At 42.9% G+C, this 19,918-nt stretch carries 20 protein-coding genes; 11 read left to right on the top strand and 9 right to left on the bottom strand.

The window, feature by feature from the left end:
• Positions 1-4: 4 nt before the first annotated feature.
• Entirely contained in the window at positions 5-391 is a 387-nt protein-coding gene (locus ACKTT2_RS23580) for an ArsR/SmtB family transcription factor (protein ID WP_407891030.1), read from the bottom strand.
• An 80-nt stretch (positions 392-471) separates the two neighbouring features.
• Between ACKTT2_RS23580 and trxA the strand changes: the two genes are divergently transcribed.
• Positions 472-798, top strand: coding sequence for a thioredoxin (gene trxA, locus ACKTT2_RS23585; RefSeq protein WP_407891032.1), 327 nt, complete (start codon positions 472-474; stop codon positions 796-798).
• Between the two features lie 128 nt (positions 799-926).
• Positions 927-2,030 carry an alkene reductase gene (locus tag ACKTT2_RS23590; RefSeq protein ID WP_407891034.1) on the top strand — a complete coding sequence of 368 codons (1,104 nt, stop codon included), beginning with the start codon at positions 927-929 and terminating at the stop codon, positions 2,028-2,030.
• Positions 2,031-2,045: 15 nt separating this feature from the next.
• Here the strand turns inward: ACKTT2_RS23590 and ACKTT2_RS23595 are convergent, their stop codons facing one another.
• The 4 genes from ACKTT2_RS23595 to ACKTT2_RS23610 form a co-directional block, all read right to left on the bottom strand.
• The gene (locus ACKTT2_RS23595) at positions 2,046-5,390 is read right to left on the bottom strand and encodes an alpha-mannosidase (protein WP_407891036.1); all 3,345 of its coding nucleotides are present in this window, start codon (positions 5,388-5,390) and stop codon (positions 2,046-2,048) included.
• Positions 5,391-5,457: 67 nt separating this feature from the next.
• Positions 5,458-5,778: a hypothetical protein gene (locus tag ACKTT2_RS23600; protein WP_407891038.1), complete on the bottom strand. Its 321-nt coding sequence runs from the start codon at positions 5,776-5,778 to the stop codon at positions 5,458-5,460.
• Entirely contained in the window at positions 5,750-5,983 is a 234-nt protein-coding gene (locus ACKTT2_RS23605; protein WP_407891040.1) for a hypothetical protein, read from the bottom strand. Before ACKTT2_RS23605 ends, ACKTT2_RS23600 begins: the two co-directional genes overlap by 29 nt.
• A 15-nt stretch (positions 5,984-5,998) precedes the next feature.
• A complete protein-coding gene (locus tag ACKTT2_RS23610; protein ID WP_407891042.1) occupies positions 5,999-6,217 on the bottom strand; it encodes a hypothetical protein in 219 nt (72 codons plus the stop codon).
• A gap of 259 nt (positions 6,218-6,476) precedes the next feature.
• On the opposite strand from ACKTT2_RS23610, the gene ACKTT2_RS23615 reads away from it, so the two are divergent.
• Positions 6,477-8,180: a hypothetical protein gene (locus ACKTT2_RS23615; RefSeq protein ID WP_407891044.1), complete on the top strand. Its 1,704-nt coding sequence runs from the start codon at positions 6,477-6,479 to the stop codon at positions 8,178-8,180.
• Positions 8,181-8,248: 68 nt separating this feature from the next.
• On the opposite strand, the gene ACKTT2_RS23620 is transcribed toward ACKTT2_RS23615, so the two are convergent.
• On the bottom strand, positions 8,249-9,496 hold the full coding sequence (locus tag ACKTT2_RS23620; RefSeq protein WP_407891046.1) for a hypothetical protein: 1,248 nt from the start codon (positions 9,494-9,496) through the stop codon (positions 8,249-8,251).
• A 219-nt stretch (positions 9,497-9,715) separates the two neighbouring features.
• On the opposite strand from ACKTT2_RS23620, the gene ACKTT2_RS23625 reads away from it, so the two are divergent.
• Positions 9,716-9,868, top strand: coding sequence for a hypothetical protein (locus ACKTT2_RS23625; protein WP_407891048.1), 153 nt, complete (start codon positions 9,716-9,718; stop codon positions 9,866-9,868).
• Between the two features lie 144 nt (positions 9,869-10,012).
• Here the strand turns inward: ACKTT2_RS23625 and ACKTT2_RS23630 are convergent, their stop codons facing one another.
• Positions 10,013-10,342, bottom strand: a complete 330-nt coding sequence (locus tag ACKTT2_RS23630) for a hypothetical protein (protein ID WP_407891050.1) — start codon at positions 10,340-10,342, stop codon at positions 10,013-10,015.
• Between the two features lie 681 nt (positions 10,343-11,023).
• Here ACKTT2_RS23630 and ACKTT2_RS23635 point away from each other — a divergent pair.
• The 4 genes from ACKTT2_RS23635 (at position 11,024) to ACKTT2_RS23650 (ending at position 13,061) form a co-directional block, all read left to right on the top strand.
• The gene (locus ACKTT2_RS23635) at positions 11,024-11,716 is read left to right on the top strand and encodes a hypothetical protein (protein ID WP_407891052.1); all 693 of its coding nucleotides are present in this window, start codon (positions 11,024-11,026) and stop codon (positions 11,714-11,716) included.
• Positions 11,717-11,896: 180 nt separating this feature from the next.
• A complete protein-coding gene (locus ACKTT2_RS23640) occupies positions 11,897-12,409 on the top strand; it encodes an SH3 domain-containing protein (RefSeq protein WP_407891054.1) in 513 nt (170 codons plus the stop codon).
• 242 nt (positions 12,410-12,651) lie between these two features.
• Positions 12,652-12,915 (top strand): type II toxin-antitoxin system ParD family antitoxin, encoded by a 264-nt coding sequence (locus ACKTT2_RS23645; protein WP_407891056.1) that lies wholly within the window; start codon positions 12,652-12,654, stop codon positions 12,913-12,915.
• 14 nt (positions 12,916-12,929) lie between these two features.
• Positions 12,930-13,061, top strand: coding sequence for a type II toxin-antitoxin system RelE/ParE family toxin (locus ACKTT2_RS23650; protein ID WP_407891058.1), 132 nt, complete (start codon positions 12,930-12,932; stop codon positions 13,059-13,061).
• Between the two features lie 307 nt (positions 13,062-13,368).
• On the opposite strand, the gene ACKTT2_RS23655 is transcribed toward ACKTT2_RS23650, so the two are convergent.
• Together ACKTT2_RS23655 and ACKTT2_RS23660 are read right to left on the bottom strand one after the other, a co-directional pair.
• A complete protein-coding gene (locus ACKTT2_RS23655; RefSeq protein WP_407891061.1) occupies positions 13,369-15,855 on the bottom strand; it encodes a DUF3769 domain-containing protein in 2,487 nt (828 codons plus the stop codon).
• 213 nt (positions 15,856-16,068) lie between these two features.
• Positions 16,069-16,185, bottom strand: a complete 117-nt coding sequence (locus tag ACKTT2_RS23660; protein ID WP_407891063.1) for a photosystem II reaction center protein I — start codon at positions 16,183-16,185, stop codon at positions 16,069-16,071.
• Positions 16,186-16,870: 685 nt separating this feature from the next.
• Between ACKTT2_RS23660 and ACKTT2_RS23665 the strand changes: the two genes are divergently transcribed.
• The 3 genes from ACKTT2_RS23665 to arsS all read left to right on the top strand — a co-directional run bounded on the left by ACKTT2_RS23665 (position 16,871) and on the right by arsS (position 19,749).
• Positions 16,871-17,158 carry a Mo-dependent nitrogenase C-terminal domain-containing protein gene (locus ACKTT2_RS23665; protein WP_407891065.1) on the top strand — a complete coding sequence of 96 codons (288 nt, stop codon included), beginning with the start codon at positions 16,871-16,873 and terminating at the stop codon, positions 17,156-17,158.
• Between the two features lie 431 nt (positions 17,159-17,589).
• Positions 17,590-18,558, top strand: coding sequence for an arsenosugar biosynthesis arsenite methyltransferase ArsM (gene arsM, locus ACKTT2_RS23670; protein WP_407891067.1), 969 nt, complete (start codon positions 17,590-17,592; stop codon positions 18,556-18,558).
• 201 nt (positions 18,559-18,759) lie between these two features.
• On the top strand, positions 18,760-19,749 hold the full coding sequence (arsS, locus tag ACKTT2_RS23675) for an arsenosugar biosynthesis radical SAM (seleno)protein ArsS (protein ID WP_407891069.1): 990 nt from the start codon (positions 18,760-18,762) through the stop codon (positions 19,747-19,749).
• Positions 19,750-19,918 lie beyond the last annotated feature (169 nt).

Genomic DNA, 19,918 nt, shown 5'->3' on the forward strand with positions numbered 1-19,918 from the left:
TCCTTCAACAATTCTTGCTTCCACCAGCGTAGTCGGCTGTTAACGATTCCGAGTTTTCCAGTCCCCAATCCCTAGTCCCTAGTCCCCTACTTTTAGCCGCTCGCAACACCACATCAAGCAATTCCGGAAACAGTAACTCTAAATCCTCTCTTCGCAAAATATTAATGTGTTGAGTGCCTTCTTTTCGAGTCAAGATGATACCCGATTCCCGCAGTATCTTAAAGTGATTGGACATAGTTGACTTAGCGATCGCAAAATCGAAGTCCCCGCAGCATTGCTCCCCTTCGGTTGCCAAGCGTCGGACAATTTCCAACCGTACCGGATCGCCCAGAGCATATAGCACTCCAGGCAAAGAAATGTTTTTTTTATCTGGATGATACAGGAATTTCATATCTTCATTATGTCACAGAGTTGACAATATTTCAATTATTCGATAAAATCGAAATAGAGAAATAAAGAGGAGAGCTAAATATGTCATCAGTTACAAGCGTAACAGAATCAACATTTAAGCAAGAAGTCCTCGAGAGTACAGTCCCAGTATTAGTTGACTTCTGGGCACCGTGGTGCGGGCCGTGTCGCATGGTAGCTCCCGTAGTAGATGAGATTGCCACCGAATATACAGGACAGGTAAAGGTTGTAAAGCTAAACACAGATCAATATCCCACTGTAGCCAGTCATTATGGAATTCGTAGCATTCCAACACTCATGGTATTTAAAGGGGGTCGCCAAGTTGATACGGTAGTAGGTGCAGTGCCAAAGACAACTTTGGCTAAGACTTTGACACAACACTTGCAATAGGGAATTGGGCGTGGGGCAATGGGCATAGGAGTCGTTAATCCCCATTGCCCCTCAACAAGGAGGGGGCCCCGAGTTCCCCAATCCCAATCCCCAATCCCCAATCCCCAATCCCCAATCCCCAATCCAAAATGGTACTATTCTCACCTTACAAACTAGGCGATTTAGAATTGCCTAACCGTATTGTCATGGCTCCCTTGACCAGACAACGCGCTCTTAAGAATAACGTCCCACACCAACTCAACGCTACATATTACGCCCAACGAGCAACAGCAGGACTCATTATTGCTGAAGCCACTCATGTTACACCACAAGGTTTGGGCTACATTTATGCACCAGGAATCTATTCACAAGAGCAAATCCAAGGTTGGAAGTTGGTGACAGATGCCGTGCATCAGCAGGGAGGAAGGATTTTTCTCCAAATATGGCACGTAGGGAGAATCTCGCACCCCGATCTACAACCAAATGGAGCGTTACCTGTAGCACCTTCTGCGATCGCAGCTAAAGGAGAAATACTGACTTATGAGGGCATGAAATCTCATGTAACTCCTCGTGCATTGGAAACATCAGAAATTCCAGAAATTGTAGAACAATTCCGCAAGGGAGCAGAAAATGCTTTAGCAGCTGGATTTGATGGTGTGGAAATTCACGGGGCTAATGGTTATTTACTTGACCAATTTCTCCGGGATGGAACAAATCAGCGCACGGACAGGTATGGTGGTTCTGTTGAAAATCGTGCTCGACTGTTGTTAGAAGTCACTGAGGCAGTAGTTGATGTGTGGGGTTCAAAACGGGTAGGAGTGCGCCTTTCTCCCAGTGGTACTTTTAATGATATGCGTGATTCCAATCCTCTAGAAACATTTGGTTATGCCGCACAAGCGATCGACAAATTTGATTTAGCATATTTACACATTTTTGAAGCCATAGAATCTGATATCAAGCATGGTGCAGTCATAGTACCTACGAGCCATATTCGAGAACGCTTTCACGGTACGCTCATGGTCAATGGTGCTTATACCCTTGACAAAGCCAAGACAGTTGTAGATAGGGGAGAAGCAGAGTTAGTTTCCTTTGGTACGCTGTTTATATCAAATCCCGATCTACCCAAACGCTTTGCTCTCAATGCACCCCTCAATGAAGCAGATCCAACAACGTTTTATACAGGTGGGGCAACAGGTTACATAGATTACCCAACACTGGACCTACAATCTTTCTCTCCGATTGGAGTAAAATAATCCGTTTGAGCGCAGTCAAGTTCGAGTACAGAAGCGGCTGATGATTTTCCAGGGATTGACAGTACTACTTTGTTGCTCGGAAGAATTTACGGAACGTTCCAACAAATCCACCGACTCACCCAAAGTTAAACCGAAATCGCTTTGCAAATGCAACTCTGCCGTTTTACCATGACATTCATAGCATCTGAGAATCCACTGTTCTGGAACTTCTTCTGACTGCTTAAAAGCCATCAATATTAAATTATCATCTGATATGTTCAATAAACTACCAATAGCTGGTAAAGAACCTTGACTATTTTGCTGTTGTGGATTTACTACTAGCACTTGCAGGGGTATATTTAACTCATACCCCCGTCTTACTGTATGGGCTGTTTCCCAAGTATCAGCATGGGGATACAAGGCGTAAGTAAATTCATGATAACCTCGATCTGCTTCCGGATTGGGCCACTTAGGGCTGCGTAGCAAGGTCAAGCGGAGTTGGCTAGGTTGGCTGTCGTAACCGTATTTACAATCATTCAGTAAACTCACACCGTAAGAATATTTAACCGCAGATGGACGCTGATGGACGCTGATATTTTCCTCTTCCATCTGCGTGCGTCCGCGTGCATCTGCGCCTCCAATTTCCGTTAAATCCGCCCAACGTAAAGCAGGAACCTCCCATTTTGCTTTTTCTGTTGCGGTTGTGGGTTTCGTTGTCCGACGAATAGCCCCACAAGGAATCTCATAAGTTGCAAAATCTGCTTCTAAGTTTAGTGGGAAAGCCACTTTTACTAAGACATGATTTTCTTGCCAGTTTACTTTGTTTGCTATTTTAAGAACAGCAGATTCTTTTTCTAAAATGTAATCTTGCGAAAAAGTTGATTGACCTATTCTTCGCACCACGCGCACGCAGGTTCGTAACGTACCTCGTTCCAAATGATGAACGCTTAATAATTCTGCAGGTGGTAGAGGATGTTGTGCATAATTTGGGTCAATATTCCATGCATCCCAATATTGACCGCTATCTTGAAATGCTTGGAGTTGATTTCCTAATCCACTAAGAACTTCACGCCGAGCAATTTTATCAAAGACACTGGACAAATCGCCTGTTTCTGAGTCAATTGTCACTCGCAAACACTCATTTTCTAAAACAAACTCTTCAAATGGTTTTAGAGACTTTAAGGTAGGTTTACGCGGACACAACCAGAAGACGCGATAACCACAAGCAGGAATCTCACTGGCAAAAAATAAGATTGAGTTTACTGGTATTTCATCACCATTCAGTTCGCGTCGAAATCCAATAAAACGACTTTGGGACTCTATCTCATGCCCGTCCAAATTATACATTGTCCAATTCTGGTTTTGCCCTTCATCTTCTTCTGGAAACTCTAGTTTGACTACATGCGATCGCACCCAGTTGAGAGAATTGAAAACAACCACTGGTTGCGCTTGTGGCTGTGGAGGTGGCGGTAGAGTGATTTGGGATCCGATCGCATTCAAAGACTGTTGTAATATCTTACTACCAACTCCTTCCACCTCTTGCCAAGTTGGTAATGCATCCACATAAACTTCCTGAATTGAAGAACCGGGCAAAATATCGTGAAATTGATTAAATAAAAGATGTTTCCATGATGATTCTAGCTCACCCTTTGGATAGCTCGCCCCAATACTCAAAGTTGCCCAAGCTGCAAAAAGTTCTGCTTGATAGAGTAACCCCTCACAGTAACGGTTCCAGCGTTTTTGATCGCCGTGAGTTGTGTAGCAACCTCGATGGAATTCCAAATACAGTTCGTCTTCCCACGTGGGAATGTCTCCTTTTGCCTTAATTTGCTGCAAATAACTTTCAGAAGTACAAAATTCAACATTGGGAAATACTGGAGATTTTTGCCAGCGCCGAGCAGTTTCCAGCATATCGCGAGTGGGACCGCCCCCATGATCCCCAACTCCAGGAAGCCATAGAGATTCGACTAATCTCGTTTGAGATTGCCATTCACAAGCATAAGACACTATCTTTACCGGATCGATACCTTCACCGATTAATGCAGACATATAGCTGAAGACTTCACTACCATCTGGAGATTTCCACCAAAAAGCACCATATTCAAACTGATTTGTATCATTCCATCGCAACTTCTGAGTCACAAAATACTCAACACCTGCACTCACCAAAAACTGAGGTAAAGTCGCACAAAAACCAAAACTATCAGGAACCCACACCACAGTAGAAAACCTACCAAACTTCTCCAACACATAGTGTTGACCGTAGAGAAGCTGACGAACAATAGATTCTCCCGCAATCAAATTCAGTTCCGGTTCAACCCAAAAACCACCTACCACTTCCCAACGTCCATCCGCCACCGCTTGTTGAATAGCACCAAACAAATCCGGACGATGTTCCTCAATCCAAGCATAAAGAGCCGGAGTAGAATGACAGAAAATCAACTCAGGAAAATCTTGCTGAAGCGTCAAAACTGATTCAAAAGTCTTTTGTGCAGCTTGCCAAGTTTCACTCACGCGCCACAACCATGCTAGATCGAGATGAGCATGACCCAACAAGAAAATTTTGGATTTTGGATTTTGCGGAAAGTTGTCAGGAGGAGACAGCCCTGCAGGCGGGTCTCCCGCCGTAGGGGACTGTCGTTGGTTTCCCTCCGAAGCAAACTTTCCAAGACAGATTTTGAATTCTAAAAGTTTTTGACGAATAACAGAAAGCAACTCCTCAAACTCTATTCGCCTCTCTTCCTCAGCGCCTTCGCAGTTCAATCTTTCCCAATCTAACTCCTCAACAAAAGCCCTCAAAGCATCTAACCTCTCAGGCTCAAAACATTCCAAACAACGCTGTACAACAGCCAACTCATCAGCCACAAAACCAGGTTCCACCGAATCATTATTAGACTCATAAACCAGCAGCGACTTCACCAAAGCCCCATCACAATGACCCGGACTCACCAAACGCAACGCCACAGTCAATTCCTCTCCTGGCGTTACACTCCTACTCAAAAGCACTCTGGGAAATGAATCAAACAAATCCCCCTCAATCATCAACTGTCCATTCACATAAACCTTAGCAGAATCAGCCCACCAAACAAGCGCTAGCTGCAAAGACAAACCTTCTAAGGGATAACCCTGTAGATCGTGGGGAATTACTAATTTTTGTAAAAGCCATAAAACCTTTTGACCGCCAGCCCAAGCAATTTGTCCTTTTGCATTTAACTCAGTAAAGTTCCAAGAAGATAAATCGGATGCAATCACTTCAGTTGCACTCAAGTCACCTTCATAGCATCGCCACGAAGACAGAATATCAACCTGACTCAAAGAGCGTAGCTTTGCGATCGCATCAGAAATTGATTTAGTATCGGCTTGAGATACGGGAGATGTCATATTTCTGATTTTTAAAGGGCATTTAAGACGACAATAAACATATAAGGCAAAGGACAGCTACAATCCATTACAGCACGGATGTGACCCATCCACCGGTTGCATATCGAATAGCATCAGGATTTATCCGAAGAGCCAGTTCATCACATTTTTCCTCTAAATCTTCTGGTGTATCCGCAATCAATCCATGCCAAAGCAGTGCATGAATTTCTATGTGAGTGAGGCATGGCATTTGTACTAATTCAGGCTTAAATCCTAGTTCCTTTGCAATGTCTATTAACTCACGAAGATCTACTAAAGCAAGATTCACTGATAAAAACCGTTTACCTTGTTCTGGAACACCGCGTAAAGTCTTGATACCTTCAATTGTTGATTTCACTACTGCTGTCATTATCTACGAGCTCCGTTCTAAACCAGCAAATAAACTTATATGTACCGTTTTTGCTAGGAGTTTTCGTCACTTGGGTCACATTAATAACTTCTGTGAATGGAAACTGACTAGCAATGAGTTCGCATTTTGATTGTGCCATTGCCACTGAAGGTGCTCGAACTGTTTCTTCCCACTGTTCATAAGGGTTGTCTAGATTTTGAAGCATCAGTTCTATGCCTAGTTATGAACTAACCTTACGTCCTGCACCATTGCGCTTACCTCCACGTTTTTCCCCAAGAGGCATAGCATCACTCGGAATTTCCCCCTCTTTCTTTGCATGACTGAACAGCAAACTTTCAAGGTACTGATTTACGGAAGCATTGCGTTGTTGTGCCAATGATTCCAAAGCCTTTAGTACTCGCTCGTCGAGCTTAAAAGATTTGTTTTTTCGTTCAACCATGTCCTCTAGCCGATATACAGTACACTGCTTGCGTTTAACTACTTTCGTTAAAGCTTGATGAGTTTATACTAGCATCGCTCTTAATCAAAAACAATATCTTTGATTAAGAGTATCAGAAATTGATTTAGTATCGGCTTGAGATACGGGAGATGTCATATTTCCGCTAATATTGAAAGGACTGACAAACATCAACAATCCTCCGTCTATTGTTTTGTGGGAGTCGGGCAACTTACAACTCTCTCAACAAAAATTAACTATCATGCCTTCTGCTTCTTCGGGTCGTTATCAAAGCAGACTGTTTAACTTCTTTCACCAACAATCACGACGCTTGGGCGAACAGTTCGAGCGCACTGTAAGGCAGATAAAAGTCACTGCTAGTTGGTCAATAGAGGGTTTTCTTCATTCAGTATATATGCTCATCCAAAAAACTGTAGAATCATCTAGCAGACAGTTAAACACGAGCGAGCAAAAACGGAGTTTGCATTTACAAGGTCATGCGACTGATTCACAGCAGCCGTCGTCTCCATCTGCTGACAATGCTATTGTACGAGTTTTAGAAGTTGTACCGACTCTACAAATAAAAGATAAACAAACACAGGGAGATAGAGACAAGCATTTCTTCCTAACTCGCAATTTTCCCATTTTCCACTACCTCTATCCCCTAGTTCGTCATTCCCCGACTTCCCAATCGCCAATCGCCAATCGCCAATCGCCAATCGCCAATCGCCAATCGCCAATCGCCAATCGCCAATACATCCAGGGAGTTGCTTCTAATTTGGCAAACCGCAATTTAGTGCTTGTTACTGCTAATAATGAGATTTTAGACGTTTTGACATTTCAGCAGCAGAAAAAATTGCAAAACCGAATTAATGAGGAGTTGAAAATTTGTGAATCACAGTCAGTGAAACTTATAGAACCAGCGTTAGATGAGGTACAAATATTACCAGAAATAGATCGCTTGTTAAATAAGCTAATTTCAGGTAAGCAAGACAATGAACCTGCATTACTGACAGAAGCGATCGCACAAGATAAAAATACAAATAACTTGCCAATTACATATCAAGGACTTGCAATACTAGACGAAACTATTGCCAACTTAGAAGCCAAGACTTTAGTTCCAATATCTCGTACTAGCGCGGAATTGCTGCAAACTGTTCAAACTCAGTTAAACATATTTCTCTATGGGAAACAGCAGTCAATTACCAGCCAAGAAAAAGTATTATCAACGAAAGTGGGAGAAAATCAAACATCAAACATATTGTCTTTAATTTGGGAAGCAATTCACTACTTTTTTGGAGAAAAACCTAACAAAGATTTAGAACCGGATTTAACGAGTAAAGAGCGGAATTACATAAATAAACCTCGCCTAAACGGCTTAAATTCATTAGTCCGCGTAGGTGGACTTCATTTGTATAGTAGCGAATTCTATTCGCACAAAAATTTGCCCAAAACTTCACTCAACAATTCACCAAAAAACTCTCAAGTCCAAGATACTGAAACAGTAGCTCCTTGGTTAACAATAGATGACTTGTTTAATAATTCATCACAAGTTAAAGAAGTCGATAATGAGCCACAATTAAGCGCTCGCTCAAACACCAACTTCATACTTCCTGATGATTTATCATATCATCAAAAGCTCTTGCATTACTTTCAGAGCAAAACCTCAAAGCTGAAGCAAATATTGGGTTCGGTAAATCGGCAAAAATCAATTGTTGCCAATTCTCACTCTCAAATTACAGAATTGGATAATCAAAAGACAAAAGAAGAAGCCATTCAGTTCTATCGCCAAACTTATGCTATTGAAGCAAAGCCAGATTGGATAGAAACTAGTGCTACAACAATTGGTTATGTAAAACACCCTTTAGAACTCATCCTCGAATGGTTAGACCGTACCATACTTTGGATAGAACGGATTGTTGTCAACATTTTTATGTTTTTTCAAGGTCTGTTACGAGGAAAGTAACGAAGAGAAGTACGCCCGTGCGATCGCAATCGCACGGGCGCTTTGCACCATCGCAACTCAACTCGTAGTTAAATCAATTCTTCTATGAGAACTTTGCGAAGAATTTCCGTGACTTCGGTTGCCATTCTGGCATCTAGCTCAATAGCATCACGTCTTTTTGCTTCCTCAAGTTTATCGGGATTGGTTTCCAGGAACGGTTTTACTCCCCGTAAAGCCATACAGACAGTCTTGAGCGCAGGTGGATTGTTGGTGGTCGGATGTTGAACTAAAAATTGCACTTGTGCTATGTAAACTATTTCACTACTTTGGCGGGAATCACTGAAGCCATTACCGAGTTTTGAGATGATTGTTGGAGAGGCGATCGCGTTTTCTAACCCTAACGCTTGGATGGCAAGGTCTGTGTAACGGCAGGCGTCTGAACCTAAGCTCGTAATGATAGCTTCTAAGCTGTCCCACTGCGATCCCGGCAATTGGGCGTTTAAGGGTAAATGATTATGCCATGCTAACATGGAGATAAATCTGACTAAATCGTATGCGGTTACGAGGTTGTCTCCTCTAGGAGTCTCCGGTCTAGCTTTCAGCAATACTTTTTGTGTTTCTAAATCAAATAATTCTGGCTGATTAATATAAGGAAGTTCACCATAACGTCCTCGAAAGATGAGGTCTTGATTGCCTGTAATTTTTTTTACCCATAACTCTAAGCCCTCCCAAGTCTCAAAGCTTTTGCACATAGCAGCCAGTGAGTTTGAACTTGCTATGCGGTTTTGATAACTGGCAATATCGGTTGCTACGTCTAAAAACAATACATCCTTTTGGAGCTTTTCTGGATCTCTAATAATGCAGTTATCAATGTCAATATGAGGGAATTTTGTATTCAATTGAGACACAATATTTAGCAGGGGTATAATTTTAGTACCGCTCCAAAACTGGTTTTTATCTAGAGCATTTCTTCCTATCCATCGGGATCGGATCTTTTCTGAGGATAAACGACCAACGCAAATGCAAGCTTCTTTGATATCTGGATGCAGAAATTCCAAACCTTGTGAAGCAATTTGAGGCAATTCTCCAATCTTGGGATAAGGTTTAAAAATTAATTCTTGAGGGTCAAGTTGTTCTTTAAGACGAACGGGATAATTATTTATTTCTGGTTGATAGGGCGAATTTTGTATCCCTTTATATAATAACGCTGGTTTGAAAGCAGTCGCATCTGGCTGATTGGCAAGCACGAGAAATTCCTGAAAAATTTGCTCTTTGTCCTTACCTTGCTCTAGCTGAGCGGGAATAGGAGTGCTGAGAGTATTGGATGAATCGGACATAAGTGATATCTCTTTCTGTGAAAACAGTGTATGAACTTCTTAGAGTAGTCAATGGAGTGTATACAACACAGGAGTCCTCACTTTGTGATGCTCGCCTGCTCCGCATTTGATAGCTCCGTTGGTGGGTGCCACAATGGTGGTTGCATCTGTTTAAACCTGCTCCGTTTTTATGAGAAATTCTTTACACAACTTCACACAATTAGGCACCGCACAACTCTTGTGTCAGCCCCTTTGGTTATCCTAACCCGAAATCGCGATCGCTGTATCGGTGTCATACAAACACAGCCTGTCAAAGTTACCCCGGTGAGCCGTAGCCCCGAGCAAAGTGTGCCAAACCTTGAACCAGTCGCACTAAGTTCTCTTCATCTTTAATCAAGGAAGTACACACTATCCGCGTTCGTCTGCTACAGGCTGCGGTTCCTAAAATAATCCCTCACGCCCTCACTCTTGTTGTTGAGACAAACAGTAGTAATAACCTTTGCGAGAGAGACATCAATTCTTCATGAGTTCCTTGTTCTACAATAGAGCCAGAGTCCATTCACATGGAACACCCCGCACGTGAGAAACCCAACCCAAAACTTCCCCAGGAGAAAGCAATTTTAATGTTATATTTTCCTCAATGCGAGAGTCAAAACCTAAAAGGCGGGCTTGTCCTTGATATATAATACTTATTTGTTGGGGCATAGCTTCCCGCGTCACGAGCGATCGCCCCATGTTGTAGCGAAGAATTTGTGCTTTTGAACTTAGATTATTTAATATATTTTTTGATAATTGATTGAAGGAAAAAATATTAGTAAAAAATTCTTTTATATCAATTTTGGTAGATGTGATGACATGAGAAGACATTGTTTTTGTCCTTTGTTACTATTTAACAGATAGAAGTTTTAATTTCACGTTAAGAGGATGTTTGAAAAGTGGTTAGTTGTGATTTTAATCGCATTATTACCCCCCTTAATCCCCCCGATGTATTGGGGGGAAACTAGATTTCCAATTCCCTCCCCAATGCAAACAAACTATTGATTCAGCTTTCGAGCGTGAATTAGAGGGAGAAACTAGATTTCCAATTCCCTCCCCAATGCAAGCAAACTATTGATTCCGCTTTCGAGCGTGAACTAGAGGAAGAAACTAGATTTCCAGTTCCCTCCTCAATGCAAGCAAACTATTGATTCCGCTTTCGAGCGTGAACTAGAGGAAGAAACTAGATTTCCAGTTCCCTCCCCAATCCATCGGGGAGGGTTAGGGAGGGGTAAAAAATATTCGATACATCAATCATGACTTTTCAAACATCCTCTTAGAAAGGGGAGGGTTAGGGTGGGGTAAAAAATATTTGATACATCAATCGTGACTTTTCAAACATCCTCTAAGGTGAATTCATAATTATTGAATTTTTAATTACGAATTACGAATTATTCGGTCATGCTCATACTACTAGAAGTGGCTTTCCTAAAGAAATGTAAACAATGCAAGATCGGGCGATCGCCTTCAAATGAAGATTGATTTTGAAGCAATACAGTAGTGGTTTCAAAAATGAAAAACGGTATCTTTAAGTGGATTGTCATCTGTGCTTTGTTTGCTTTCCTAGCAACTTCGCTCCCTGCTCTTGGCGAAGTTCAGAGTACACATTCCTTGACAAAGGAAGCTCTCAAAAACCAGATCGCAAAAGCATTTCCCAATTTTCCCTTGGTATACTTTGGTTCGGGAAGATTTCAGGAGGTCGGTAATCCCCAAAACCAGCTCGTGTCCACGTATGAGTTCGATATGAGGCAGGGCGTCAACCGCGAACTCGCCTACTATATTGATAAGAAGGTTTTGATTTACAACGTATATGACCTCGACCCATCTGATGGTACAGATCCGGATAAAGAGTACTTTATCCAAAAAGATCCTAACACTGGGGTGACCAACTGTACCCTCAACCCTTTCCCACTGCCTAATGTCTTCAGCCGCGACTGGTGGTTAGCCAATAACATGGTTTACGAAGGCACAACTACCATCAACAGTTTCGCTGTTGATTGCTGGACGGGCGTTATTCCTGGAACGGAGATACCCGTTCGGTTCTGCAATCGCTCAGACAAATACCCGCAGTTGGCTCCTATTCTCAAGAAAATTGGAACCTTCGAGTTCTACGACCACTACGGGGAGTCTAGGGAGGAAGGAAGCTACCCCACCGATTTTTTCAGGGTACCGGAACTGTGCGATGCTAATAACCAACAACATTAGACTTAAAGGAATATCTGGGCAATTAAGTGCGCTCGCGCATAACCTAATTGACGAATGTGTTTAATTCTCTATCTGGAACTCTTTATTTCCTCGCCGTTGTGTGGCGATCGCAATCCTAAAAATCTACGGAGAACTCAAAAGCGCTATGTAATATGAAATGATCTTTATAAAAATAAAATTATGAGAAAACGATTTTTATTTGTTCTGTTGCTGGCTCTAACAGCTTGCTCGCGACCTCAAGTACAAAATACAACCTCTGCTTTACCAACCACCACACCCGAAACATCTGCTACAAGCAAACCTGAAACAATAACATCGGAACCACCTGCAATCGCTACACCAACAATATCTGAACCACCTGCAACTCCTACACCAACAGCAGAAGGAGAAGATACAACAGAAAGTGTTGATAAGTCAGCAACATTGACATCAATTAAACCAGGTTCTCGCATAAATATACGCAGTAAGGCTTCAACAAGTGCCAAAATCCGTCACCACGGTAAGTCAGGTGACTCAGTTACCATTTTGCGTGAAGTCACCGGAGATGACGGTAACACTTGGTATCGAGTTAAGTTTGTCAAGAGTGGTGTTAAAGGCTGGGTACGCGGTGATTTTGTGACAACCAGTACTGACAATACGGCACCTTTTCCAACTTCATCACCATCCTCAACAGGTACAGGACATAGCAACTAACTATCGCGGCGATCGACATCTTTACACTCATAGTTAGCGTACCAGCCTCAAAACCCCATTTTCCGTTCTATTGCCTCAACATTCAAAAAATCTTATTGGCGATTTCCGGTCGATTCATAAGTCTTGCTTAACGTCCGTTAGGAATAGCTGAACTGTAGCTTCAAGCTTTGCTAAGGCTTTTTTTTAAGTGTATGATTAAATCATACATTGTAATAAGCTGGATTTAAGCAGGAGAATCGCTGATGAGAACAACCCAAGCACTTACTATCACGTTGCCTCATGATATGCTGGAGATGGTTAAGGCTAAAGTCACCTCTGGCGAGTATGCAACAGAGAGTGAAGTTATCCGGGATGGTCTGCGGACACTCCAGGCGCGTGACGCTGCTGTAGAAAAGTGGCTGCGGGAAGAAGTCATCAAAAGTTATGACGAATGTGAAGCTGATGAAACATTGGGTGTCCCCGCAGAACAGGTTATGGCGCGTATCCGCTCCCGGTACCGCAAATAGCAGAGTAACGCTCAATGAAACAATACAGCGTCATATTCTCGCCACGGGCAGAGCAGCAACTCGACTATCTCTACACTTATATTGCCGACCGTGACGGGGAGGAACGCGCAGAGCGTTACGTCAATGGCATCATTGGATTTTGCTAGAGCCTTTCCACTTTCCCGGAACGTGGCACTAAACGCGATGATGTGCGACCGAATTTGCGGACTATCGGGTATGCTAAACGGGTAACAATCGCTTTTTCCGTAAAACCTGACCGAGTAACCATCCACGGGGTGTTTTATGGGGGACAGGATTTTGAAGCTGTCATGCAGGAAGAGGAGTTATAATTGAACTCCCCACGCTTTTAAAAAACATATCTTGAATGAGGTCAGGTCTTTCAGGAGGCGGAGCCTCCGTGCAGGCATTCCCAGGCGGAGCCTGGGAACGAGAGTAATGCCTACTCCCTACTCCCTATCGCTGTCTAACACCACCAACGACTGGCTTAACTTCACTGGAATCGGAGAAAGGATCGGTTCCACCACTCCAGTTGAAATCGCTGATTCGGAAGCTGATACCACCTAACTGCTGTACTGGGTTATAACGCAAGCTGATTCCGTAGGTACGGCGGCTGTATTCCACCACGTAGTCTGTACTGCTGCGTTCTCCAGTGTCTAAGTTGATTGAGGTTTCAAATCCAAAACGAAACGGTCCGTAAATCTGTTGAGTAATCCCCGCCCTCAGCACTCTGTTATCGACAGAACGGTCAAACAAAAAGGGAGATAAACCACTGTTGAGACCTTGGGAATAGCTAATGACAAAGCCGGTATAGTCAAAGAAAGGTCGAGAAAAGTGACCGAATTGTCCTTGTAAACCAACTGTTGCAAACAAGGTACTTTGATTATCTCCACTGCTGTAATGACTGGTTGTTCCAGTTAATCCACCGAAAGCTTGTACGTAAGGAACGACTGGATTGGCTGTATACCGCAATCCTTGAGTGGGTGTAGCAGGTAATGGTTTCCCTTGCCATAGTGTGATTCCGCCGTTAAGGGCTGCACTGGCTTGCAGGCGAGTCAGGGAGACACGATTGTTTCTCGGATTTTCTCCTAGCAACTCTCCGCGATCTGTATTAGCTTCGATCAATTGAGCGCCCCCTTGATAACTGAGGTTAAGACCGCTCTTTCCTAATGGAATGATGGGAGAGGTAATAATACCTCCAAAACTGCTTTGTACGGTTTGAAAGCCGAGGGTACCGTTGTAGAGTCGATCGCGATAACTATATTCCAGTGTCAGTGTGTGGGGATTTTGTTCGCCTAGAAATAACTGACGCAATCGCAAACTGGCTCTGAGGTTATCTTCTACATCGTTAAGGTCGAAACTGGTTAATAATCCAGTCCCTTCTAATGATGTCCGTGGACTGACTGTAGCTCTTACTGTTGATTTTAGACCAAATAGCGATGCAGGGGTCTCTGCTCCACTCTGTACCGCTTTTTGAGGATAAAACTGGGGTGTGAGACTGAAGGAGACTCCTTCTGTGTCTATCAGTTTAAATTTCCTCTCAATAAATAGCCCTCCCCTTTCGTCACCATCATAACCAATTGAGAATAATCCAGGGGTGACATCACGCTCCCTACGATCGATGACCTCTTCATTCTTGGGAATTGGTACGGAAAATCCTCGGTCAAAAACTAAACGCTGTCTTCTGGTTTTGATGCGATCGCGTAAAGGTGCTTCCCGTGTCAAGGTCACTGTATCTGCCCTGACTTCCAATTCAGGAGGTGAAAAGGGGTCATTGGTTAGGCGGACATCGCGGGCTTGCCAACCTCGAGCATAAAAATCAATTCTTCCTGCTTCAAAACGGACTCGTCTGACTTGTCCCCCCTGTTGTGGTGAGGGTATGTTGCTTGCACCTCCCCCACCTCCTAAGTTGACATTCAGCCCACCGGAGCTACCTGCTTGTAATGGTTGATTTTGTCTAACGCGATCGCTCAAAGGACGTGCTGGTGCTGCTCCTGTCGTCACATCCGTAGGTAAAAAACTCAAATCCTGACCGGCGTTAGGGATAAAAACCTCACCACTGCCGTTGAGTAACTCCCCATCATCCTGAATAAAATTGTACGTAAATTTCTGACCGCGCAAAACTTGATCTCCCCGCGTTAGGGCAACATTGCCTTCGCCCACAGCAATCAAGTTATCCATATTAACTTGTACGCGATCGGCATCTATAACCGCCCCATCAAATCTGACAACCACGTTCCCCTCAGCTGTAATTACCCGCCGTTGCTCGTCATACTGTTGCCTATCAGAAGTCACCTCAACAATTCTTTCTCCTGGTGTTGGAGTGCTAGGAGCAGGAGTTTGACCGGATGGTTGTTTGTTTTGTGGTGTTGTCGTGTTGTTTTGCGTTTGTGGAACCGATTGAGTTTGGTTGGGAACGGGTTCGGTAACTTCTCCACGAACTTTAAATTCTATTTGTACTGGAGGGCGATTTGGAGATTGTTCGGTTGTTGTAGAGCTTTGATTTTGTGGCTGAGCTGTTTCTTCTACAGATGCTATTTGCTGTTGAGATAAGTTCTTAAGTTTGAGTGCTTTTGGCAGAACTTTTACCAGTGTATTGGGGTGGGAAGATTGAACTTGCTCTACGGGATAACCAATAGAAAGATTCTTGCCTAAAGATGCTGCAGTTTTTGAAGCGGTGACAGGCAATTCAGGTGGAAACGTCTCTGGTTTACTGGGTGCGGGTAATATTTGAGCAACTTGTAACTGGTTTTCAGTTGAAGTGTTCCCAGTTGTTTGAAAATCTAGTTTTTCCCGTTGTCCCTCTGACTTTCGCTTGTTTTCCAATGTCTTCTGCGACACTGAATTGAATCCAACCTCGCTAACAAATGGAGTGGTGGGACTAGCTGATTGTACGGGTTCAACGATGGGAAGTGGTTCGGGCGGCAGAACTGGATGAAGCATATCAATCGTAAAAACAAGCTAACAAACAGCCAATAAATAGCCGGAAGGGCAATACACTTTCGCCTTCCGACTTTTGCCTTTTACACAAACTTAGGCAAGCCGCCCGGAGGAGGACACCAGCGCCCGTTGGGTTTTCCCACTTGACACTAGCGCCCGTAGGCTTAAAAGTGTAGGAGCCTTCCGGCAATCAATCGCGGACGATTTGTCGTGACTTTACTCAAAATCCCGACGACCGGGATTCCGAGCAGGGTCATTTGACAAAAATCCAAAGATGAAGAGAGTGATAAAGAAGGCAACAACTATATAAACAATGATTTTTAAAGTCAGCATTTAGATATCTCCTGTGGGCTTGAGTGGCTCTCAGTATCTGCAAAGCAGAAAAGGTAGCTTTACTATCTTACCCAAATCTGGTTCATTTTTAGGAGATTGGAGATGGGAAATTGGGAAATTGGGGATCGGGGAACTCGGGGCCCCCTCCTTGTTGAGGGGCAATGGGGATCGGGGATTGGGCATTGGGTATGAAGGATGCTTTTTCCTGTACTTGTTTGTCCTATTCACTAAGTTGAGGCGATCGCGTTTTACCCATTTGTCCGGTAGTTGATATTTGACAAATGTGTGCGACTTTTAAATGCTCCTTAATTTTAAGTTGTGGATTAGTTAACGTCTCTAGTTAGTGGACGCTTAGTTAAAGTGGATGTTTCCAAAACCGGAATTAGGAATTAAGAGTTAGGAACAAGCTAAATCCCCAATGCCCATTGCCCAATCGCTAGTCGCCAATCCCCAATCCCATTGTGCTACACGAGCACTTCGGTACATAGGACTTAAATGCAACAAAAATATCTGTAGAACGATCCGGAATCCTGAAATTTAGGTTTGTAGTAAAGATTGTTCCAGTATAAAGAGTGGAACAAAACTGCATAAGAACACTAACTCAAACCTATATAAGTAAGAGAGAAGGGTTAGAACCCAAACCACTAACACTAACTAAAAATTATACATGATAAGGTGAATAAATATGACTAGTTTTTCTCAATTTCAACCAAAACAAGATCTTCTTTCTCCTGTTCGTCAATGGTTAGATTCCATCGCTATTGATAATGCCAAACTAGCTCATTTCTTGTGTAAGCTGATTCCTGCTCAGTGTCCTTTTGAGCGTGACATCACATTGTTTGGTCGCAAGCTGTTCCACATTCCTCCAATGTGTAAGCTCAATCCTGTCTATGAGGAAGTTGTTTATTTGCGTTTCCGCGCTCTGTGTTATCTTGCTGACGTATGCGGTGAAGATGTAAGTGCTTACTGCTAATCGTTATATTTCCATTGACACAGCGATCGCATTGAGGGCGATACGGATCGAGTCGTTAAACCTCCAACTTATTGCAATAAGGCTGCAGCCACAAATAATAATTAGTAGTACGCTGACCGTAGTAGTCCCTATCCGCATTTCTTCGATTTCACGAACAGCTTGCCATCACGCTCCTCCACAATACATTGCACTACGGCAAGTCACAGCCCCCTTTTAAATAATTTTGTAGAAAAGTTGGGTTAACCAAATCCGCATAAAATATTGACTCCTTTCTCGTTCCCAGGCTCAGCCTGGGAACGAGTGGGGTATCTGAGTGAGTTAAAAGCAGCATAACTGCGTATACTACAGCACATTCAACCGTTACATCTACTTTGTTATCTCTTGCCAAAGTTATCGCTACACTAAAAACGGTGGATACCTTAAAAAATGTAATGAGTTACCTCGAAACAGCGGCGCAGTTCTACAGTGAAGTTGCTCAAGAACCAGAAGTTGGGCTTTGTTGCGTACAGAGTACACCTCTACAACTACCAGGACTAAAAATTCCTTGCCGCATGCAGGAAATGAACTATGGTTGTGGTACTACCGTACACCCCACTGAACTCGGCAATCAACCTACAGTGCTTTATGTTGGAGTTGGTGGAGGCTTGGAAGCTTTACAATTTGCCTACTTTTCTCGCCGTTCCAGTGCTGTTATTGCTGTCGATCCCGTTGTACAAATGCGAGAAGCAGCTACACGGAATTTAGAAATTGCCGCTCGAGAAAATTCTTGGTTTGACACCAGCTTTGTAGAAATCAAAGAAGGCGATGCTTTCAACTTACCCATTCCCGATAGTTCGGTTGATATCGTCGCACAGAATTGTCTTTTCAATATTTTTGAACCAGAAGATTTAACTCGTGCTTTACAAGAAGCCTACCGGGTGTTAAAACCGGGCGGTAAATTGCAAATGAGTGACCCTATTGCAACTCGTCCTATTCCACAACACTTGCAAAAAGATGAGCGCTTGCGAGCAATGTGTTTATCGGGCGCACTGACTTATGAAGAGTACATTCAACGAATTATTAATGTTGGTTTTGGAAAAGTAGAGATTCGCGCCCGCCGTCCCTATCGATTACTAGATTCTTATACTTATAATCTAGAAGAAAATCTTCTTCTAGAGAGTTTAGATTCTGTAGCTTTTAAAGTTCCTATTCCTGATGATGGAGCTTGTGTTTTTACAGGTAAAACAGCAATTTATGCTGGTTCTGAAAACTTTTTTGATGATGGTGTAGGTCATCTTCTTCCAAAGGGAATACCTACAGTAGTTTGTGATAAAACTGCTGCAAAATTGGCTAAATTAATGCCTGGTGAAATAACAATTACTGAGTCTACTTGGCACTATAGCGGTGGTGGTTGTTGTTGAAGAAGGCAAAGGGCAGAAGGCTTTCTCAATTCAAAATAGCACGGTCTACTATTTGCTGTTGGTGGGCAATGCCCAACGCCACTCCTAGCAGTCGCGGGGGAACCCGCGCTTTTCGGGTGGCTCCCCTACTTATTTGGGTAATCTTCTGGTGGCAAGGAAGTAGATAAGACTGTCTCAATCCAAAATCTAAAATCGTATTAGATGATTCAAACAACCGTAACACCTTTCAAACAGAAACTTACTTCAGCTTTAACAAAACAAGAAATCTCTGTTTTGCAAATTAATTTGGGAAAGCGCTGTAATCTAGCGTGTAACCATTGCCATGTAGAAGCAGGACCAAAACGTACAGAAGAACTTTCTTCAGAAATTTGCGAACAGTTAATTGAATTGATTCAGAGATTTCCTCAGCTCCAGATTGTCGATTTAACTGGTGGCGCACCAGAAATGAATTATGGATTCAAACCACTTGTGGAAGCCGCGAGAGCCAATGATAAGCAAGTTATTGTTCGGTCTAACTTGACTATTTATTTTGAAAATGGATTTGGCGACTTACCGGCGTACTTTGCTCAACAAAAAGTTCGAGTTGTTGCATCCTTACCTTGCTATCTAGAAGATAATGTAGATAAAATGCGTGGTGCGGGTGTATATAATAGTTCGATCGCAGCACTTCAGTGGTTGAATCGACTTGGTTACGGAAAAGAACCGGATCTCATTTTGGATTTGGTGTTTAATCCTCAAATTCCTGTAAGCGAAAAATTTTCTCTAACTCCAGACCAAGTGAAACTCGAAAGAAGTTACAAAGAGTTTTTACAGGCAAACTTTGGTATCGTATTTAACAATTTGTATACCATTACCAATCTACCCGTTGGGAGAACAAAACTATACTTGGAACGGCAAAAGCTCTATACTCCTTATCTACGGTTTCTAGAATCAAATTTTAATTCTGGTACGGTTGAACATCTGATGTGTCGCAATGAGCTTTCTATCGATTATCTCGGTAATGTCTATGATTGCGACTTCCATCAAATGATGAATTTGCCAGCTAAAAATCGCGATCGGGAGAAGCTCACAGTTGCTAAATTGCTGGAAGTTGGTAGTTTAGATGTCATCTGTGAAGTCCAAACAGCTGTTTATTGCTATGGCTGTACGGCGGGTTGTGGTTCGAGTTGTGGCGGTGCTTTGGTGTCGTAACACCCATGATTTTTAATCTGTAACTTCAAAGAAAAAATTTATCTGTTACCAAAATTGTTACGAGCGATCGCTACCGCCTGCATGAGCTTATCATGATAGTTAAGTTAAGTCTCCTCACACCATACGAGAAACCGTGGCGCTCATCTCAGCTACCACGGTTTTTTATTTT

Source organism: Scytonema hankhaensis NUACC26 (assembly GCF_045865695.1).
Lineage (GTDB): Bacteria > Cyanobacteriota > Cyanobacteriia > Cyanobacteriales > Nostocaceae > Scytonema.

What these genes read in the sequence shown, in the direction of transcription:
- ACKTT2_RS23580 (WP_407891030.1), bottom strand. Translation starts at nt 391, where the DNA reads ATGAAATTCCTGTATCATCCAGATAAAAAAAACATTTCTTTGCCTGGA.
- trxA (WP_407891032.1), top strand. Translation starts at nt 472, where the DNA reads ATGTCATCAGTTACAAGCGTAACAGAATCAACATTTAAGCAAGAAGTC.
- ACKTT2_RS23590 (WP_407891034.1), top strand. Translation starts at nt 927, where the DNA reads ATGGTACTATTCTCACCTTACAAACTAGGCGATTTAGAATTGCCTAAC.
- ACKTT2_RS23595 (WP_407891036.1), bottom strand. Translation starts at nt 5,390, where the DNA reads ATGACATCTCCCGTATCTCAAGCCGATACTAAATCAATTTCTGATGCG.
- ACKTT2_RS23600 (WP_407891038.1), bottom strand. Translation starts at nt 5,778, where the DNA reads ATGACAGCAGTAGTGAAATCAACAATTGAAGGTATCAAGACTTTACGC.
- ACKTT2_RS23605 (WP_407891040.1), bottom strand. Translation starts at nt 5,983, where the DNA reads ATGCTTCAAAATCTAGACAACCCTTATGAACAGTGGGAAGAAACAGTT.
- ACKTT2_RS23610 (WP_407891042.1), bottom strand. Translation starts at nt 6,217, where the DNA reads ATGGTTGAACGAAAAAACAAATCTTTTAAGCTCGACGAGCGAGTACTA.
- ACKTT2_RS23615 (WP_407891044.1), top strand. Translation starts at nt 6,477, where the DNA reads ATGCCTTCTGCTTCTTCGGGTCGTTATCAAAGCAGACTGTTTAACTTC.
- ACKTT2_RS23620 (WP_407891046.1), bottom strand. Translation starts at nt 9,496, where the DNA reads ATGTCCGATTCATCCAATACTCTCAGCACTCCTATTCCCGCTCAGCTA.
- ACKTT2_RS23630 (WP_407891050.1), bottom strand. Translation starts at nt 10,342, where the DNA reads ATGTCTTCTCATGTCATCACATCTACCAAAATTGATATAAAAGAATTT.
- ACKTT2_RS23635 (WP_407891052.1), top strand. Translation starts at nt 11,024, where the DNA reads ATGAAAAACGGTATCTTTAAGTGGATTGTCATCTGTGCTTTGTTTGCT.
- ACKTT2_RS23640 (WP_407891054.1), top strand. Translation starts at nt 11,897, where the DNA reads ATGAGAAAACGATTTTTATTTGTTCTGTTGCTGGCTCTAACAGCTTGC.
- ACKTT2_RS23645 (WP_407891056.1), top strand. Translation starts at nt 12,652, where the DNA reads ATGAGAACAACCCAAGCACTTACTATCACGTTGCCTCATGATATGCTG.
- ACKTT2_RS23650 (WP_407891058.1), top strand. Translation starts at nt 12,930, where the DNA reads ATGAAACAATACAGCGTCATATTCTCGCCACGGGCAGAGCAGCAACTC.
- ACKTT2_RS23655 (WP_407891061.1), bottom strand. Translation starts at nt 15,855, where the DNA reads ATGCTTCATCCAGTTCTGCCGCCCGAACCACTTCCCATCGTTGAACCC.
- ACKTT2_RS23660 (WP_407891063.1), bottom strand. Translation starts at nt 16,185, where the DNA reads ATGCTGACTTTAAAAATCATTGTTTATATAGTTGTTGCCTTCTTTATC.
- ACKTT2_RS23665 (WP_407891065.1), top strand. Translation starts at nt 16,871, where the DNA reads ATGACTAGTTTTTCTCAATTTCAACCAAAACAAGATCTTCTTTCTCCT.
- arsM (WP_407891067.1), top strand. Translation starts at nt 17,590, where the DNA reads ATGAGTTACCTCGAAACAGCGGCGCAGTTCTACAGTGAAGTTGCTCAA.
- arsS (WP_407891069.1), top strand. Translation starts at nt 18,760, where the DNA reads ATGATTCAAACAACCGTAACACCTTTCAAACAGAAACTTACTTCAGCT.